General features: G+C 70.9%; 16 protein-coding genes. 4 read left to right on the forward strand and 12 right to left on the reverse strand.

Translation table 11 applies throughout. From position 1 onward, the window contains the following. The first annotated feature begins 112 nt into the window (after window positions 1-112). Entirely contained in the window at window positions 113-538 is a 426-nt protein-coding gene (locus ACPPVW_RS00470; protein WP_426624611.1) for an OsmC family peroxiredoxin, read from the forward strand. A 3-nt stretch (window positions 539-541) separates the two neighbouring features. After that, the gene (locus ACPPVW_RS00475; protein ID WP_426624612.1) at window positions 542-1,429 is read left to right on the forward strand and encodes a TIGR01777 family oxidoreductase; all 888 of its coding nucleotides are present in this window, start codon (window positions 542-544) and stop codon (window positions 1,427-1,429) included. A gap of 34 nt (window positions 1,430-1,463) precedes the next feature. Here the strand turns inward: ACPPVW_RS00475 and ACPPVW_RS00480 are convergent, their stop codons facing one another. Further along, window positions 1,464-1,928, reverse strand: a complete 465-nt coding sequence (locus tag ACPPVW_RS00480; RefSeq protein WP_426624613.1) for a tetratricopeptide repeat protein — start codon at window positions 1,926-1,928, stop codon at window positions 1,464-1,466. Window positions 1,929-1,936: 8 nt separating this feature from the next. Beyond that, a complete protein-coding gene (gene dapB, locus ACPPVW_RS00485) occupies window positions 1,937-2,716 on the reverse strand; it encodes a 4-hydroxy-tetrahydrodipicolinate reductase (protein WP_426624614.1) in 780 nt (259 codons plus the stop codon). Between the two features lie 102 nt (window positions 2,717-2,818). On the opposite strand from dapB, the gene ACPPVW_RS00490 reads away from it, so the two are divergent. Beyond that, window positions 2,819-3,310: a GNAT family N-acetyltransferase gene (locus tag ACPPVW_RS00490; RefSeq protein ID WP_426624615.1), complete on the forward strand. Its 492-nt coding sequence runs from the start codon at window positions 2,819-2,821 to the stop codon at window positions 3,308-3,310. A gap of 17 nt (window positions 3,311-3,327) precedes the next feature. On the opposite strand, the gene ACPPVW_RS00495 is transcribed toward ACPPVW_RS00490, so the two are convergent. Then, window positions 3,328-3,930, reverse strand: coding sequence for a histidine phosphatase family protein (locus tag ACPPVW_RS00495; RefSeq protein ID WP_426624616.1), 603 nt, complete (start codon window positions 3,928-3,930; stop codon window positions 3,328-3,330). Window positions 3,931-3,969: 39 nt separating this feature from the next. Next, the gene (locus ACPPVW_RS00500) at window positions 3,970-5,319 is read right to left on the reverse strand and encodes a M16 family metallopeptidase (protein ID WP_426624617.1); all 1,350 of its coding nucleotides are present in this window, start codon (window positions 5,317-5,319) and stop codon (window positions 3,970-3,972) included. A gap of 181 nt (window positions 5,320-5,500) precedes the next feature. Here ACPPVW_RS00500 and ACPPVW_RS00505 point away from each other — a divergent pair, with 181 nt between their 5' ends. After that, on the forward strand, window positions 5,501-6,085 hold the full coding sequence (locus ACPPVW_RS00505; RefSeq protein WP_426624618.1) for a TetR/AcrR family transcriptional regulator: 585 nt from the start codon (window positions 5,501-5,503) through the stop codon (window positions 6,083-6,085). A gap of 222 nt (window positions 6,086-6,307) precedes the next feature. Here ACPPVW_RS00505 and ACPPVW_RS00510 read toward each other — a convergent pair whose 3' ends face one another. The 8 genes from ACPPVW_RS00510 to ACPPVW_RS00545 all read right to left on the reverse strand — a co-directional run bounded on the left by ACPPVW_RS00510 (window position 6,308) and on the right by ACPPVW_RS00545 (window position 15,657). Next, complete coding sequence (locus ACPPVW_RS00510; protein WP_426624619.1) at window positions 6,308-7,507, reverse strand: aldo/keto reductase; 1,200 nt, start codon at window positions 7,505-7,507, stop codon at window positions 6,308-6,310. A 173-nt stretch (window positions 7,508-7,680) separates the two neighbouring features. Next, on the reverse strand, window positions 7,681-8,514 hold the full coding sequence (locus ACPPVW_RS00515; protein ID WP_426624620.1) for an HpcH/HpaI aldolase/citrate lyase family protein: 834 nt from the start codon (window positions 8,512-8,514) through the stop codon (window positions 7,681-7,683). Continuing rightward, the gene (locus ACPPVW_RS00520) at window positions 8,511-8,999 is read right to left on the reverse strand and encodes a MaoC family dehydratase (protein ID WP_426624621.1); all 489 of its coding nucleotides are present in this window, start codon (window positions 8,997-8,999) and stop codon (window positions 8,511-8,513) included. The genes ACPPVW_RS00515 and ACPPVW_RS00520 overlap by 4 nt, the downstream gene beginning before the upstream one ends. After that, window positions 8,996-9,643 (reverse strand): CoA transferase subunit B, encoded by a 648-nt coding sequence (locus ACPPVW_RS00525; RefSeq protein ID WP_426624622.1) that lies wholly within the window; start codon window positions 9,641-9,643, stop codon window positions 8,996-8,998. The genes ACPPVW_RS00520 and ACPPVW_RS00525 overlap by 4 nt, the downstream gene beginning before the upstream one ends. Next, entirely contained in the window at window positions 9,640-10,428 is a 789-nt protein-coding gene (locus ACPPVW_RS00530; RefSeq protein WP_426624623.1) for a CoA transferase subunit A, read from the reverse strand. Before ACPPVW_RS00530 ends, ACPPVW_RS00525 begins: the two co-directional genes overlap by 4 nt. 92 nt (window positions 10,429-10,520) lie before the next feature. Then, complete coding sequence (locus tag ACPPVW_RS00535; protein ID WP_426624624.1) at window positions 10,521-11,726, reverse strand: acyl-CoA dehydrogenase family protein; 1,206 nt, start codon at window positions 11,724-11,726, stop codon at window positions 10,521-10,523. Then, window positions 11,723-14,038, reverse strand: coding sequence for a biotin carboxylase N-terminal domain-containing protein (locus tag ACPPVW_RS00540; RefSeq protein WP_426624625.1), 2,316 nt, complete (start codon window positions 14,036-14,038; stop codon window positions 11,723-11,725). The genes ACPPVW_RS00535 and ACPPVW_RS00540 overlap by 4 nt, the downstream gene beginning before the upstream one ends. 5 nt (window positions 14,039-14,043) lie before the next feature. Further along, window positions 14,044-15,657, reverse strand: coding sequence for a carboxyl transferase domain-containing protein (locus ACPPVW_RS00545; protein ID WP_426624626.1), 1,614 nt, complete (start codon window positions 15,655-15,657; stop codon window positions 14,044-14,046). Window positions 15,658-15,746 lie beyond the last annotated feature (89 nt).

Here is a 15,746-nt window from a genome sequence, read left to right on the forward strand (position 1 = left end):
AATACCCCGAGCGCCCCCCTGGACCTGTCGGAGCCCGACAGTAGTCTGGTCGCACCGCCGCCATCCACACTCAGGGGAACCCAGTGCGCCGGGAGAAGGAGAAAGAGGTCTCATGGCAGTAACCAGCGAATCCACCACCGTCTGGACCGGTGATCTGAAGTCGGGCTCAGGGACGGTCTCCCTCGATTCGTCCGGCGCCGCGACGCTCGCGGTGAACTGGAAGGCCCGCTCGGAGGGCGGCGCAGAGACCTCCACTCCGGAGGAGCTGCTGGGGGCCGCGCACTCGTCGTGCTTCTCGATGGCGTTCTCGAACGTCCTCGCCACCTTCGGCACCCCGCCGGAGAGCATCCGCACCACCGCCTCCGTCACGTTCGACCCCTCCCAGGGCATCACCGGCAGTCACCTCCTCGTCGAGGCGACCGTGCCGGGGGTCGCGGAGGACGACTTCCAGCGCCTCGCCGACGAGGCGAAGCGCACCTGCCCCGTCTCGCGGGCGCTGGTCGGCATCCCGATCACGATCGAAGCGACGCTGGCCTGACCGATGCGGGTGCTCGTCGCCGGGGCGTCCGGCCTGATCGGCACCGAGCTCGTCCGTCGGCTCCGGGCGGAGGGCCACGACGTCCTCCGCCTGGTGCGGCGCGAGCCGCACGGTTCGGACGAGCGCTCGTGGGCACCGTCGACGCGGATGATCGACGTCGGCCTCCTCGATGAGGCCGAGGCGGTCATGAACCTCTCCGGCGCGTCTCTCAACCGCCTGCCGTGGACGCCGGCTCACCGCCGCCGCATCCTGGCCTCCCGGCTGGAGGCGACGGGCACACTGGCGGACGCGATGCGCCAGACGGCCTCCCCTCCGGCCGTCTTCGTCAGCGGCTCGGCGGTCGGCTACTACGGCGACCGGCCTGGGCAGACCCTCACCGAGGACTCGGCGAAGGGCACCGGCTTCCTCTCCGACGTCGTCGACGCCTGGGAGACGGCGGCGCACCTCGCGCCGCAGGCGACCCGCGTCGTCACTGTGCGCACCGGGGTGGTGATCGGGCGCGGAGGTGCGATGGCACCGCTCCTCCCGCTCGCCAAGGCCGGACTCGTCGGCCCGATCGCCGGAGGGCGCCAGCACTGGCCCTGGGTCAGCCTGCGCGACGAGGCCGGTGCGATCGTGCACCTGCTCACCTCGACGCTCTCGGGCCCGGTCAATGTCGTGGGGCCGGAGCCCGCGACCGCCGGTGACGTGCTCCGCGCGCTGACGACAGCGGTGCACCGGCCGTACGGCCTCCCTCTGCCTCGGGCCGCCGTCTCCCTCGGGCTCGGCGACGCGGGTCGGGAGCTGCTGCTCGCCGACCAGCGCGTGCTGCCGCGCCGCCTGCTGGACGACGGGTTCGTGTTCCAGGACGCGACCGTGCAGGACGCGATGGCGCAGCTGGTCGCCGCCTGACGGTGCGTCCGGTCTGACAGCGGGAGGCGGGGCGCTAGTGCGCGGTTCGTCCTGCCCGCTGCTCCCCCTGGTAGAGCCGGATGGCCTGGCGCAACGCCTCGCGGGCGCGTCGGCGGTCGCCGCACGCGTCGTAGGCAAGCCCCAGCCGGAACCAGGCGCGCCAGCTCTCGGGTGCGGCCTCCACCTCGGCCTTGTAGTGCGGGAAATCGGCGTCGGCCGCGTCGCGCAGCGGACGTCCGCTGGCCCGGTGCGGGAGGTCCTCCACGGGAAGCGTGCCCTCGGCGGCCATGAGCTTCACCAGCTTCTCTGTGCGAGCGCCGAAGAGCAGCTCGCGCCCGATGGCCCAGGCCGCGATGAACGGCAGCACGATGAGCGCGACGCCCATCGCGATCCCGACGCCCGATCCCGAAGCGATCAGCAGCACGGCCCGCTGAACGACCAGGACGAGGTAGACGACGAGGATGAGCGCCATCAACAGCGCTGCGAGACGGTTGCGCATCGGTGCCGCTACACCTCGCGCACGGTCGGCCGCGGCGGTTCGCCGTCGGGCTCCGCGATGCCGAGGTCGATCAGCTTGTCGAGGCCGACCACCACCCCCGATGTCGTCGCAGCCGCCCGCAGTGCGAGCAGGATTCCCGCCTCGTACGCCTCGGAGCCGACCGTGTCGTGCCGGATGGTGAGGGTCTCCCCCGCACCGCCGAAGATCACCTGCTGCTCGGCGACGACGCCGCGCATCCGGAGGCTGTGGATCGGCACGCTCGCCACCTGCTGACCGCGCGCACGCTGATCGGTGTGCGGCGCGTCGACCGGCCCGCGCTGCAGGCGCGCTGCGCCGATGAGCTCGGCGGTGCGGACGGCCGTGCCGGACGGCGAGTCGACCTTTCCCGCGCCGTGCGTCTCGATGATCTCGATGGAGTCGAAGAAGCGCGCCGCGACGGTCGCGAAGGCCGTGCCGAGTGCCGAGCCCAGCGAGAAGTTGGGGATGACGACCGCTCCGCCGCCCTCGTGCTCGGCGACGCGACGCTCAAGGTCGAGGATGCGGTCCGCCGACCAGCCGGACGTTCCCACGAGCACCTTGAGGCCGTTGTCGACGGCGAACGCGACGATCTGCGGGCTCACCTGCGGGAGGGTCATGTCCACGAGCACGTCCGCGCCGAGCATCGCCTCGAACGGCGTGCGCGAGTCGAGAGCCGCCACGAGCTCCAAATCGTCGGCGGCCTCGACGAGGCGCACCGCCACGGATCCCAGCTTGCCGGTCGCCCCGGCAACGGCCACGCGAACAGTCACCCGTCCACCCTACCCGCCGCGCACAGTCGCCCCGACCGTCGCGAATGGAGCCGCAGAAGTCAGCATTCGGCGCGAGACTCGGGCGCGAACTACGCTGGGAGGATGGTGTCCTTCGCCGATGTCTCCGTCACCGATACGACCGCCCACCGCATGCTGGCGGACTACTTCGCCGAGCGGGCCGTGACCTTTCCCGCCGCTCAGGGCGCGTACCGCACCACGTTCCCCGACCCGGGCCAGTTCGTCCCGCCGGGCGGCGTCTTCCTGCTCGCCTGCGACGACGGCGAGGCCGGCTGCGGCGGCATCCGCGAGCTGAGCGTGCCGCTCTCCGACACCGACGACGGCGAGCAGATCGTCCGCTACGAGGTCAAGCACCTCTGGGTGGCTCCCGCGCATCGCGGTCAGGGCATCGGCCGCGCCATCCTCGCCGAACTGGAACACCGCGCCCGCGGATTCGGCGCGACGGAGGTCGTGCTCGACACCAACGCGAGCCTGGAGGCCGCGGGCGGCCTCTACCGCTCGCACGGCTACGAGAGCATCCAGCCGTACAACGAGAACCCGAACGCGACCGACTGGTTGCGCAAGCGGCTGGGCTGAGCCTCCAGCGCCGCGCCCTAGACCGGCTGCAGCTCGGGCAGGCCCGTGCGCAGCTCGACCGGCAGGTGGCCGAGGTCGTTGTGCACCACGAGCACAGGGGGCTTCGCCGAGCGCACCCGGATGATCGTCAGCCCGCAGTTGGCCTGGTTCAGGCCGAGCCAGCGCCAGGCGGGAGCGTCGAAGACGTGGCGCACGAACCAGCCGATGACGAAGTTGTGCGTGACGAGGAGGTCGTGCCTGTCACCCATCGCCGGCGTCAGGAATTCGTGGACGGCGTCCTCCATCTGGGCGCGGCCCGCTTCGATCTCAGCCTCCGTCACCGGGCCGAAGAACGACTCGAACGCCTTGGGCATGTCGGGCGTCGGCCCCGACGGGATGCAGTCGAACAGCAGGCTGGACGGCTCCGGCGCGAGCGACGGCATGCGCTCGGCGATGATCGATGCGGTCTGTTCCGCGCGCACCAGCGGGGAGTGATACATGCCCGTGAACGGAACGCCGCTCAGTCGGTCGGCGATGAGCTGGGCCTGGCGCTTGCCGCGCGGCGACAGCGGACCGTCGGGGAGGCCGTGCTCGGCGTCCTGCTGCTCGCCGTGACGCACGAGGTAGAGGTAATGAGGCACGGGGTAGACCTTTCGATGGACCGGGAGGGAACGGCCGGATCAGGAGACCAGGCCGGAGAAGACGTCATCGTCGACGCCTCCGACCGCTGAGACGGAGACCGGGCGCTGCGCCAGGTCTCGGGCGAGTTGCTGCACGCCGTCGGCCGTGACGAGGTGCAGACGACGGAGGCTCTCGTCGAGGTCGGCGAACTCGCCCAGGCTGATCTCGGCCCGCCCGAGTCGCGACATCCGGGTGTCGGAGTCCTCCAGGGCGAGTGCGGCGCCTCCGGAGAGCTGCCCCACCGCGCGGCTGAGCTCCTCGGGGGTCACCCCGCCGTCTGCCAGGCGGTGCAGTTCGGCGAGCATCAGCTCGGCGACCTGACGGGCTTTCGCCGGGGCGCAGCCCGCGAACAGCCCGTAGACGCCGGCGTCGGAGTAGGAGCCGGAGAACGAGTAGACCGAGTAGGCGAGCCCACGCTTCTCGCGGACCTCCTGGAACAGCCGACTCGACATCCCGCCACCGAGGACGGAGTTGAGAACGCTCATCGTCGTCCTGCGCTCGTCGGTCGCTACGATGCCCGGCACGCCGATGATGAGGTTGGCCTGCTCGATCGGACGCTGCACCGTCACCACTCCGGCGGAACGGCGCACTGTCGCCGGGGTCGTGGCGCGGCGGTCGACGGGTACGGCTTCGTCGTCCCGATCCCAGCCGGCGGCGTCGAGCGCGCGCTGGACCCCGGCCACCAGCACGTCGTGATCGACGGCGCCCGCGGCGGTGATCACGAGGTCGCGCGGCCGGTAGTTGGCCCGGTAGTGGTTCCAGACGGCGTCGCGCGTGGCGGCGCGGATCGTCTCCGGCCGGCCTCCGATCGGACGGCCGAGAGGATGGTCTCCCAGCACGGCCGTGAAGAGCCGGTCGTTGGCCACGTCGACCGGATCGTCCTCGGCCATCGAGAGCTCCTCGAGGATGACGCCGCGCTCGTTCTCGAACTCGGTCGGGTCGAGCACCGACGATGTGAGCATGTCGCCGATGACCTCCACCGCCATCGGGAGGTCACGATCCTGCACCTTGGCGTAGTAGCAGGTGTACTCCTTGGCCGTCATCGCATTGTGCTCGCCGCCGACGGAGTCGAAGGAGACGGCGATGTCGAGCGCGGTGCGCGTACGCGTACCCTTGAACAGCAAGTGCTCGAGGAAGTGCGTGGAGCCGAGGCTGCCGGGCATCGCCTCCGTCTCGTCGCGGGAGCCGACCGCCACCCAGTAGCCGAGCGTGGCGCTGCGCGAACCGGGTACCTGCTCGCTGAGGATCCGCACTCCGCTGGGGAGGATCGTGCGGCGGACCAGCGCGTCGCCCGACGCCGCGAATGCGAGATCGGCCAGACCGAGCGGGAGGTCGACTGCGCTGTTCATCCCCTCCACCCTACGCCAGCGGATTGCCGAAAGCGGAGACTGGGAATGTGAGGACAAACAGACTGGTCTGTCTATTACTATACTGATATCACCCCCCTGACCGGTCGTCCCCCCTTGGACCGGTCGGGTGGGTCTCGCACCGCCAGAGGAGCCCAGCCTCCTGCAGAGAGGAGACGACCGGATGGTCGTAAGTGCCCGCGCGACCATCCGGCCGCCCGCGCCGTCGAAGATCAAAATCCTCGCCACCGCGGACGAACTCTTCTACCAGGAGGGCATCCACACAGTCGGGGTCGATCGGATCATCGCAGGCGCCCGCGTGACGAAGGCGACGTTCTACAAGCACTTCCGTTCCAAGGACCTCCTCATCATCGCCTATGTCGAGGGCCGTGACCGCCAGGCGCGCGACTGGTTCGCCGAGCAGGAGCGCGAGGCGGACGACCCGAAGGCGATCGTGCGTGCACTGGTGGACTCCGTCAACGCCGACGCCGTTCAGCCGGGCTTCCGCGGCGATCCGTTCATCAACGCCGCCGCCCAGTTCGCCGACGAGAACCACCCGGTACGGGTCGCGGTGACCGCGCACCGCGACTGGTACGCCAAGCACATGGAGGAGCTGTTCCGCCGGATCGGGCACCCGCGGCCCGGAGATGCGGCGGACGACCTGATCCTCGCGCGCGACGGCGCGCTGGCCGGCGGCTATGTGGGCGACCCGATCGCCGCGGGCGCCGCCCTGCGCCGCGCGCTCGACCGCATCCTCGCAGAGTCGTAGGCGCCCAGCTGGCAACTCCGGAGCGTCGGCACGCTACGTGCGCGCCGTGACCGCAACTCCGGAGATCCTGGCCAATCCGCGGCGTGGTGCCGGAGTTATGGACGGGCCGCGACGCGGCCGTCGGCAACTCCGGAGATCTGGCTCGGATGCTGCCGCATACCCGGAGTTGCGGACTCCGCGACGGCGTTTCGGGGTCGGTCTCCGGAGTTGGCGGATGCCCTGTTACTCGGAGACGCGGTCGAGTTCGAGCATCTGGGCCCGGGTGAGGCGGATGCCGGCGGCGGCCATCAGGCCGTCGACCTGCTCAGGGCGGCTCGCGCTGGCGATCGGAGCGACGATGGTGCGCTTGGCGAGCAGCCAGGCGATCGAGACACTCGCGGGCGACACGCCGTGCTCGGCTGAGATGCGGTCGAGCACGACCAGCACGCGCATCCCCTTGCGGTTGACGTATGCGGAGGCCCGGACGCTGCGCGCGTCGGCACTGAGGTCGGACTTGGAGCGGTACTTGCCGGTGAGGAAGCCGTTGGCCAGCGCGTAGTACGGCATCACGGCGAGGCCCTGCGCCGCCGCGACGATGCGCAGCGCGCTCTCGAACTCGGCCCGGTGCATGAGGTTGTACTGGGTCTGGATCGCCACGAACTTGGGCAGGCCGGCGGACGCCATGATCCGCGCCTCGATCAACCGGTCGGCGCTGAAGTTGGAGGCCGCGAGATAGCGGACCTTGCCCGACTCGATGAGCCACCCGGCAGTCGCGAGGCTGTCCTCCAGCGGCACCTCGGGGTCGTCGTCGTGGAAGTAGAGCAGATCGATGCGGTCGGTCTGCAGACGTTCGAGCGACGCCTCGACCGCGCGGACGATGCTGACGGAACCGAGACCGGGGTTCTCGTGGTGGCGGCCCACCTTGGTGGCGACCACCAGGTCGTCGCGGTTGCCGCGCTCGCGCATCCACTTGCCGATGAGGACCTCGCTGCGGCCACCGACGTAGCTGTCGGCGGTGTCGATGAAGTCGCCGCCGAGGGCGGCGAAGCGGTCGAGGATCGCGAGGGAGGTGTCGCCGCCGGCCGTCCAGCCGAACACGCTGGCGCCGAGCGACAGCGGGTAGACCGCGAGGTCGCTCTCGCCGATGCGGCGCGGCGCGATGATCGAGAGCGGGCCGGTGCGCTCGAGCCGGGCGTCAATGTCGAGCGGGCCGCCAGTGTCGGTCGACGGCTCGACGAATGCGGCGTCACTGGCGGACGCTGCCGCGCGCTGAGAAGTAGTCGCCGGAGCAGTAGTCGCCGGAGCAGCGGTCACCGATGGAGCCGTGGCCGGCGCGACCGTCTCGTCGTCGCCGGAGGCAGAGGCAGAGGCGGACCGCGCGGGCTGGGCCGGCGTGCGAAGCCCGACGGTTTCCAGCAGGCGCAGGGGAAGGAGCTGTGGCATCTCATCCCCCCTTTCCAGTCGTTCGAGCGGTATATCACACGGGAACTCGACCCGTGGCATCGAATCGATTCGAACGTGCTCTGCTCTGGAACGTTAAGGGCAGAGTACGGCATGCCGCCGACACCACATGTCCAAAGCGGTGAACGGCGTCATAATCGTTCATCACAGTTTCATCACGGTGTGCCGGTCGCCCGACGGAGGACCGCTCGAGCGTGCGCGATGACCGGTCCGTCGACCATCCGGCCGCGGTGCCGGAACACTCCCCCGCCTGCCGCTTCGGCCGCCGCGAGCAGCTCGACGGCCTCCTGAACCTGCTCATCGTCCGGCAGGTACGCGCGCCGCACGGTCTCCACCTGCGAGGGGTGGATGCACGCCGAGGCAGCGAACCCCACGGCCACGGCGTCCTCCGCCTCGGCGGCGAGACCAGCCAGATCGCCGATGTCGAGGTGGACGGTGTCGATCGCCCACGTGCCGGCGGCACCGGCCGCCAGCAGCACCTCCGAGCGCGCGTGCAGCGCGACGTCGCGGTAGCGACCATCTGCGCGCCTGCTGGAGGTGCCGCCGAGCGACGCGACGAGATCCTCCGCTCCCCACATCAGCGCGACGACTCCGTCGGCGGCCGCCAGCTCGCCCGCGGCGCGCACGCCGGCGGCCGTCTCGCACAGCGCGATCACGTCGAGCCCGCTCAGCGCGGGGAGATCGCTCACACGCTCGGCCTTCGGGAGCATCACGGCGCTGTACGGCGTGAGGGCGAGGGCGGCGAGGTCGGCCGCCTGATCGTCGCTGCCCGATCGATTGACCCGGACGATCACCCGTGCCGGGTCGAGATCGGAGGCGGCGATAGCCTCCCGTGCAGCCGCACGGCGGGCGGGTTCGACGGCGTCCTCGAGGTCGAGGATCACGGCGTCGGCGCGCTCCATGGCCTTGGCGTAGCGGTCGGGCCGATCGGCCGGGCAGAAGAGCAGCGCCGGCCCCCACGGGAAGACGCCCGGCGACCCGGCGGTCATACGTCGGCCGTCGCGAGATGGGCATCTTCGCACCACACCATCACCTGGCGGGTCGCCGTGGCGACGACGACGCCGTCCTGGTTGCGCCCGGTGTGCTCGAGCGTGACGATCCCCTGGCCGGGTCGGGAGGCCGACAGCCGTTTGGCCGTCACCGCCGTCTCCGAGTAGAGGGTGTCGCCATGATAGAGCGGGTGCGGGAATGCGACCTCGGAGAACCCCAGGTTCGCGACGATCGTGCCCTGGGTCAGCTGGGCGACCGAGGCGCCGACGATGGTCGCGAGCGTCCACATCGAGTTCATCAGGCGCTCCCCGAACGGCTGCCCCGCCGACCAGGCCGCGTCGAGGTGGAGTGCCTGGGTGTTCATCGTGAGCGTGGTGAAGAGGACGTTGTCGGCCTCGGTCACCGTCCGTCCGGGCCGGTGCAGATAGCGCGTCTCCAGCTCGAACTCCTCGTAGTAGAGGCCCCGCTGCTCCACTTCTTTCACGATGCCGCCTCCAACTCCACTGCCAGCGGCGCACCCGTCGCCGCCACGACCTCCTCGACAGTGACGCCCGGCGCGGTCTCGCGCAGGACGAGCCCGTCCGGGGTGACATCGATGACCGCGAGGTCGGTGATGACGCGATCGACGCAGCCCGTGCCGGTGAGCGGGAGTGTGCACTCGGCGAGGATCTTGGGACCGCCCTCCTTGTCGACGTGCTCCATCATCACGATGAGCCGTTTGGCGCCGAAGACGAGGTCCATGGCCCCGCCCATGCCCTTGACCATTTTGCCCGGGATCATCCAGTTGGCCAGGTCGCCGGAGGCCGAGACCTCCATCGCGCCCAGCACGGCGACGTCCACGTGGCCACCGCGGACCATCCCGAACGACAGCGACGAGTCGAAGTAGGCGGCGCCGCGCTTGACGGTGACGGTCTCCTTGCCCGCGTTGATCAGGTCGGGGTCCACCTCGGTGCCGGCCGGGTACGGGCCGACGCCAAGGACGCCGTTCTCGGAGTGCAGGATGACCTCGACGCCCTCCGGGATGTAGTTGGGGATCAGGGTCGGCATGCCGATGCCGAGGTTGACGTACTGGCCGTTCTGCAGTTCGAGCGCGACCCTCGCGGCGAGCTCGGTGCGGGTGAGGGTCATCGGTCGCTCCCTTCCTGGCCGGAGGCCGCGGTCGCCGGCTCGGACACCGTGCGCCGTTCGATGCGCTTCTCGACGTCGGGCGCGTGCACGACGCGCTGCACGAAGATCCCCGGCAGGTGCACCTCCCCCGGATCGAGCTCCCCGGGCTCGACCAGTTGCTCCACCTCGGCGATCGTGATGCCGCCCGCCATCGCCGCGAGCGGGTTGAAGTTCATGGCGGCGGCGTGGAACACCAGGTTGCCGTGCCGGTCGCCCTTCGCGGCGTGCACCAGGGCGAAGTCCGGGCGCAGGGAGCGCTCCAGCACGTACGACGCTCCGTCGAACTCGCGCACCTCCTTCGGCTCGCTCGCGACGGCGACGGAGCCGTCGGCGGCGTACCGCCGTGGGAGGCCGCCGACCGCGATCTGGGTGCCCACTCCGGCCGGTGTGTAGAACGCCGGGATGCCCGCGCCGCCCGCGCGCAGCTTCTCGGCGAGCGTGCCTTGCGGCGTCAGCTCGACCTCCAACTCGCCGGAGAGGAACTGCCGCGCGAACTCCTTGTTCTCGCCGACATAGGAACTGATCATCTTGCGGATCCTGCGCTCGGCGAGCAGCAGGCCGAGACCCCAGTCGTCGACACCGCAATTGTTGCTGACCACCTCGAGGTCGGTCGTGCCGGCCTCCAGCAGGGCCTGGATGAGCGCGCTCGGGATGCCGCACAGCCCGAAGCCGCCCACGGCGAGGCTGCTGCCGCTCGGGATGTCGGCCACCGCCTCCCCGGCGCTCGCCACCGTCTTGTCGATCACGTCCCCTCCTTCTGTCTACGCCGCCGAGTAGGCGGAAAGTCGTCCGAAAACCGTCGAGTGGTCAGATTGTCCGCCGCCTGGGCGGGCGCGCGCTAGGACTCGAAGCCGAGGGCGCGCGAGATGATCATGAGCTGGACCTCGCTCGTGCCCTCGCCGATCTCGAGGATCTTCGAGTCGCGGTAGTGCCGGGCGACCGGGCTCTCGTTGAGGAAGCCGTAGCCTCCGAAGATCTGGGTCGCGTCGCGCGCGTTGTCCATGGCGGCCTCGCTGCCGACCAGTTTGGCGATGGAGGCCTCCATCTTGAACGGCACACCGGCGACCAGCCTGAAGGCCGCGTCGTAGTAGGCCAGTCGCGCCGCGTGAACGCGGGCCTGCATGCGCGCGATCTTGAAGGCGATGTGCTGGTTGGAGCCGATCGGGTGGCCGAACACGTTGCGGCTCTTCGCGTAGCGGATCGCCTCCTCGAGGCAGCCCTGGGCGGCGCCGGTGCAGAGCGCGGCGAACGCCACTCGGCCCTCGTCGAGGGTGTGCAGGAAGTTCGCGTATCCGCGACCGCGCTCGCCCAGGAGGTTGGCCTCCGGCACGCGCACATCGGTCAGCGTGAGCGGGTGCGTGTCGGAGGTGTGCCAGCCGACCTTGTCGTAGACCGCCTCGGCGACGAACCCGGGCGTGCCGGTGGGGACGATGATCGCCGAGAGCTCCTTCTTGATGGAGCCGTCGGCGCGGCGGTCCTCGCCGGTCACCGCGGTGATCGTCACGAGCTTGGTGATCTCGGAGCCGGAGTTGGTGATGAACTGCTTGCTGCCGTTGATCGCCCACTCGCCGTCGCGCAGCACGGCCGTGGTCTTGGTGCCGGAGGCGTCGGAGCCGGCGTCGGCCTCCGTCAGACCGAACCCGGCGAGCGCCTCGCCGCGGGCGAGCATCGGCAGCCACTGCTGCTTCTGCTCCTCGGTGCCGTTGCGGAAGATCGGCATCGCGCCGAGCCCGACGCCGGCCTCCAGTGTCACGCCGATCGACTGGTCGACCCGGCCGAGCTGCTCCACCGCGAGGCACAGCGAGAGGTAGTCCTTGCCCTGGCCGCCGTACTCGACGGGGAACGGCAGGCCGAAGAGGCCCATCCGGCCCATCTCGGCGACGATGCCGTACGGGAGGCTGCGCTTGGTGTCGTACTCGTAGGCCGCCGGCGCGACGACGGTGTCGGCGAAGTCGCGCACCTGATCGCGGAGGCGGCGCTGCTCGTCGGTGAGCTCGAAGCCGGCGACGTCCAGGTCGGCGGGGCGGGACATCTGCATGGTCATGGGAGGTTCCTGTCTGTTGTGGTGACGATCCCTGCCGCGGCGGGCTCGCCGCGGGACGAGGTGGCCGATTCTGTCGGCTCGGGAGTGTCCGCCAGGGTCGGCGGGACGTTCTCTGCACTGGCGAACTCGGCGTTGGGGGGCTCGGTGCGGGCGAACTCGGCGTTGGGGAGCTCGGCGTTGGGGAGCTCGGCGTTGGGGAGCTCGGTGCTGGCGAACTCGGCGCTCGGGAGCTCGTCGACGACGGCGACGAGCTGGTCGAGCTTGACGAGGTCGCCCGGCGCGACCGACACGGTGACGACCCCGGCGGTCGGGGCGACGAGCCGGTGCTCCATCTTCATGGCCTCCACGACGGCCACGGTGTCGCCCGCGGCGACCGTCACCCCGGAGGCGACGGGGACGGCGACCACGGTGCCGGGCATGGGCGATCGGACCTCGGGATGGGCCGCGCCCTGGCCGCCCTCCCGGGCGGCGAGGGCGGCGGCCACCCGCTCGGCCGGCGTGCGCAGGCGCAGCGCGCGGGAGCGACCTGCTGTCGCGAGCCAGATCGTCGTGCCGTCACGTGCGGCGTCGAAGCGGGTGACGACGCCGTCGAGGTCGAGGACGACGCTCGCCGGCTCGCCGGACGCGCCAGGCTGCAGCGCGCCAGGCTTCAGCGCGCCGGCCTCCGGAGAGATCCGAGCGAGGTGCACCGTCGCCTGTCCGTCGGCGCCGCGCACGGTGACCCGGTCGTCGAGCACCTGCACGGTCGTGCCGTCCACGTCGTAGTGCACCGCACGCGGCGACCCGAGACGCCAGCCGCTCGGCGCGCCCCACAGAGCCCCGACACCCGACGGCGTCGCGACCTCCCGCTCGCGGTGGGCCAGCAGCGCGGCCGCCACGAGCTCCGCGGTGGAGGCCGGCACCGGCTCCCGTGCGGACAACCGCCGATCGATGAGGGTGGTGTCCATCGAGCCGGCCCGCACCTCGTCGTCGACGAGGAGGTCGCGCAGCCAAGCGATGTTGTTCACGACGCCGAGCACGGCGGTGCCGGCGAGCGCGCGATCGAGTCGCGCCAGCGCGCCTGCGCGGTCGGGCGCCCACGCGATCACCTTGGCGAGCATGGGGTCGTAGTCGGTCACGACGCGCGTCCCGACCGCCAGGCCGCTGTCGACGCGAATGCCCTCACCCGCCGGTTCGCGCAGGGCGATCACGGTGCCGTCGCCCGGTAGGAAGTCGCGTTCCGGGTTCTCCGCGTAGACCCGGGCCTCGACGGCGTGGCCGGCGAGGCGCACGTCGTCCTGCGAGAGCCCGAGCGGCTCCCCCGCGGCCACGCGCAGTTGCCACTCGACGAGGTCGACCCCGGTCACGAGCTCGGTGACAGGATGCTCGACCTGCAGCCGCGTGTTCATCTCCATGAAGAAGAACTCGCCCGGGCGCTCCGCCGAGACCAGGAACTCGACGGTTCCGGCGCCGACATAGCCGACGCCCGCGGCGACGCGGCAGGCGGCCTCGCCGATCCGGGCGCGGGTCTCCTCGTCCAGCAGCGGCGAAGGAGCCTCCTCCACCACCTTCTGGTGGCGGCGCTGGAGCGAGCACTCGCGCTCCCCCAGATGCACGACGGCTCCGTGCCCATCGGCGATCACCTGCACCTCGATGTGCCGGGGCGAGGAGACGAGACGTTCGAGGAAGAGCGTGTCGTCACCGAAGGCGGACGCGGCGACCCGGCGCGCGGCACGCAAGGCCTCCGGAAGCGCAGCGGGATCGTGGACCGCCTGCATGCCCTTGCCTCCGCCGCCCGCGGACGGCTTCACCAGCACGGGATAGCCCACCCGCTCGGCGGCCGCAACCAGATCCTCGTCGGTCAGGCCGGGCTCCGCGATGCCGGGGATGGTCGCGACACCGGCGCGGGCGACCTCGTTCTTGGCGGAGATCTTGTCGCCCATGACCTCCAGCGCGTGCACGGCGGGGCCGACGAACACGATCCCCGCCGCCTCGCACGCCTCGGCGAGTGCCGCGTTCTCGGAGAGGAAGCCGTAGCCGGGGTGGACGGCCGCAGCGCCGCTGCGCCGGGCGGCGTCGACGATGGCCTCGACCGAGAGGTAGCTGTCGCGGGCGGGAGCCGGGCCGATCCACACCGCCGAATCGGCGAGGCGCACGTGCGGGGCGTCGCGGTCGGCGTCGCTGAAGACCGCGATCGAGCGGATGCCCAGCCGATTCAGCGTGCGGATGACGCGGCAGGCGATCTCGCCGCGGTTGGCGACCAGCACGGCCGGGAACGGCACGCTGGAGACGGTGTCGGCGGACGCGGGGTCGTTGCCAGTGTTGTCGGTCATCGCCATCACATCCGGAAGAGGCCGAAGGCCGTGTCGGGGAGGGGCGCTCGCGAGCACACGTCGAGGGCGAGGCCGAGGACCGTGCGGGTCTGCGCCGGATCGATGACGCCGTCGTCCCACAGCCGGGCGGTGGAGTAGTAGGGGTTCCCCTGGTCTTCGTACTGCGCCGCGATCGGCGCTTTGAAGGCCGCTTCGTCCTCCGCGCTCCACTGATCGCCGCGGGCCTCGAGCTGGTCGCGCTTGACGGTCGCGAGCACGCTCGCCGCCTGCTGGCCGCCCATGACCGAGATCCGGGAGGCCGGCCACATCCAGAGGAAGCGCGGCGAATAGGCACGGCCGCACATCGAGTAGTTGCCCGCGCCGAACGAGCCGCCGATCACGACCGTGAGCTTCGGCACCCGGGTGGTGGCGACCGCGGTGACCATCTTCGCGCCGTTCTTGGCGATGCCGCCGGCCTCGTAGTCGCGGCCCACCATGAACCCGGAGATGTTCTGCAGGAACACCAGCGGGATGCGGCGCTGATCGCACAGTTCGATGAAGTGCGCACCCTTGAGGGCCGACTCGCTGAAGAGCACGCCGTTGTTGGCGACGATGCCGACGGGATGCCCGTGGAGGCGCGCGAAGCCGGTGACCAGCGTCGTGCCGTACTCCGGCTTGAACTCGCTGAACTCGCCGGCGTCCACCAGCCGGGAGACCACCTCGTGCACGTCGTACGGCGCCTGCACGTCGACGGGGACGACCCCGTAGAGCTCGTCGGCGTCGCCCAGCGGCTCGCGCGTGGGGAGCACCTCCCAAGCCGGAGCCGCAGGCTGGGGCAGCGTGGCCACGATCTCGCGCACGATGGCGAGCGCGTGCTCGTCGTCCTCGGCCAGGTGGTCCACGACGCCCGAGGTGCGAGCGTGCAGGTCGCCGCCGCCCAGCTCCTCCGCGGTCACCACTTCGCCGATCGCCGCCTTCACGAGGGGAGGTCCGCCCAGGAAGATCGTGCCCTGGTTGCGGACGATGACGGTCTCGTCGCTCATGGCCGGGACATACGCGCCTCCCGCGGTGCACGAACCCAGCACGGCGGCGATCTGCGGGATCTTCGCAGCCGACAGCCGGGACTGGTTGTAGAAGATCCGGCCGAAGTGGTCGCGGTCGGGAAAGACCTCGTCCTGCATCGGCAGGAACGCGCCTCCCGAGTCGACGAGGTAGACGCACGGGAGTCGGTTCTCGAGCGCGATCTCCTGCGCCCGGAGGTGCTTCTTCACCGTCATCGGGTAGTACGTGCCGCCCTTGACCGTGGCGTCGTTGCACACGATCATGACGTGACGGCCCTCGACGACGCCGATCCCGGCGATGACGCCGGCGGCCGGGCTTTCGTCGTCGTACATCCCGGTCGCGGCGAGCGGGGCGATCTCGAGGAACGGGCTGCCCTCGTCGAGGAGGGTGTCGATCCGGTCGCGCGGCAGGAGCTTGCCGCGGGCGACGTGCCGCTCCCGCGCCCGTTCCGGTCCGCCGGCCGCCGCCACCTGCAGACGCTCGCGCAGCTCGGCGACCAGAGCCCGCTGGGCTGTGTCGTCGCGCTCGGAGGCCGGGGCGGGGTTCGGCGTCGCGCTCGTAACCGTGCTCAGCGTCATGGTGCTCCCGCGTCTTCGTCGACATGAGTTAGTGGTTACTAACTCGAATTTAGGTTAGTGTTCATTAACCCGATTGTCCAGCCCGCCCG

The organism is Leifsonia sp. McL0607, from assembly GCF_049993355.1.
GTDB lineage: Bacteria > Actinomycetota > Actinomycetes > Actinomycetales > Microbacteriaceae > Leifsonia.

Bases quoted from the DNA above. Each gene is read 5' to 3' on its own strand.
- ACPPVW_RS00470 (WP_426624611.1), top strand. From the start codon at position 113: ATGGCAGTAACCAGCGAATCCACCACCGTCTGGACCGGTGATCTGAAG.
- ACPPVW_RS00475 (WP_426624612.1), top strand. From the start codon at position 542: ATGCGGGTGCTCGTCGCCGGGGCGTCCGGCCTGATCGGCACCGAGCTC.
- ACPPVW_RS00480 (WP_426624613.1), bottom strand. From the start codon at position 1,928: ATGCGCAACCGTCTCGCAGCGCTGTTGATGGCGCTCATCCTCGTCGTC.
- ACPPVW_RS00490 (WP_426624615.1), top strand. From the start codon at position 2,819: ATGGTGTCCTTCGCCGATGTCTCCGTCACCGATACGACCGCCCACCGC.
- ACPPVW_RS00500 (WP_426624617.1), bottom strand. From the start codon at position 5,319: ATGAACAGCGCAGTCGACCTCCCGCTCGGTCTGGCCGATCTCGCATTC.
- ACPPVW_RS00505 (WP_426624618.1), top strand. From the start codon at position 5,501: ATGGTCGTAAGTGCCCGCGCGACCATCCGGCCGCCCGCGCCGTCGAAG.
- ACPPVW_RS00510 (WP_426624619.1), bottom strand. From the start codon at position 7,507: ATGCCACAGCTCCTTCCCCTGCGCCTGCTGGAAACCGTCGGGCTTCGC.
- ACPPVW_RS00515 (WP_426624620.1), bottom strand. From the start codon at position 8,514: ATGACCGCCGGGTCGCCGGGCGTCTTCCCGTGGGGGCCGGCGCTGCTC.
- ACPPVW_RS00525 (WP_426624622.1), bottom strand. From the start codon at position 9,643: ATGACCCTCACCCGCACCGAGCTCGCCGCGAGGGTCGCGCTCGAACTG.
- ACPPVW_RS00535 (WP_426624624.1), bottom strand. From the start codon at position 11,726: ATGACCATGCAGATGTCCCGCCCCGCCGACCTGGACGTCGCCGGCTTC.
- ACPPVW_RS00540 (WP_426624625.1), bottom strand. From the start codon at position 14,038: ATGACCGACAACACTGGCAACGACCCCGCGTCCGCCGACACCGTCTCC.
- ACPPVW_RS00545 (WP_426624626.1), bottom strand. From the start codon at position 15,657: ATGACGCTGAGCACGGTTACGAGCGCGACGCCGAACCCCGCCCCGGCC.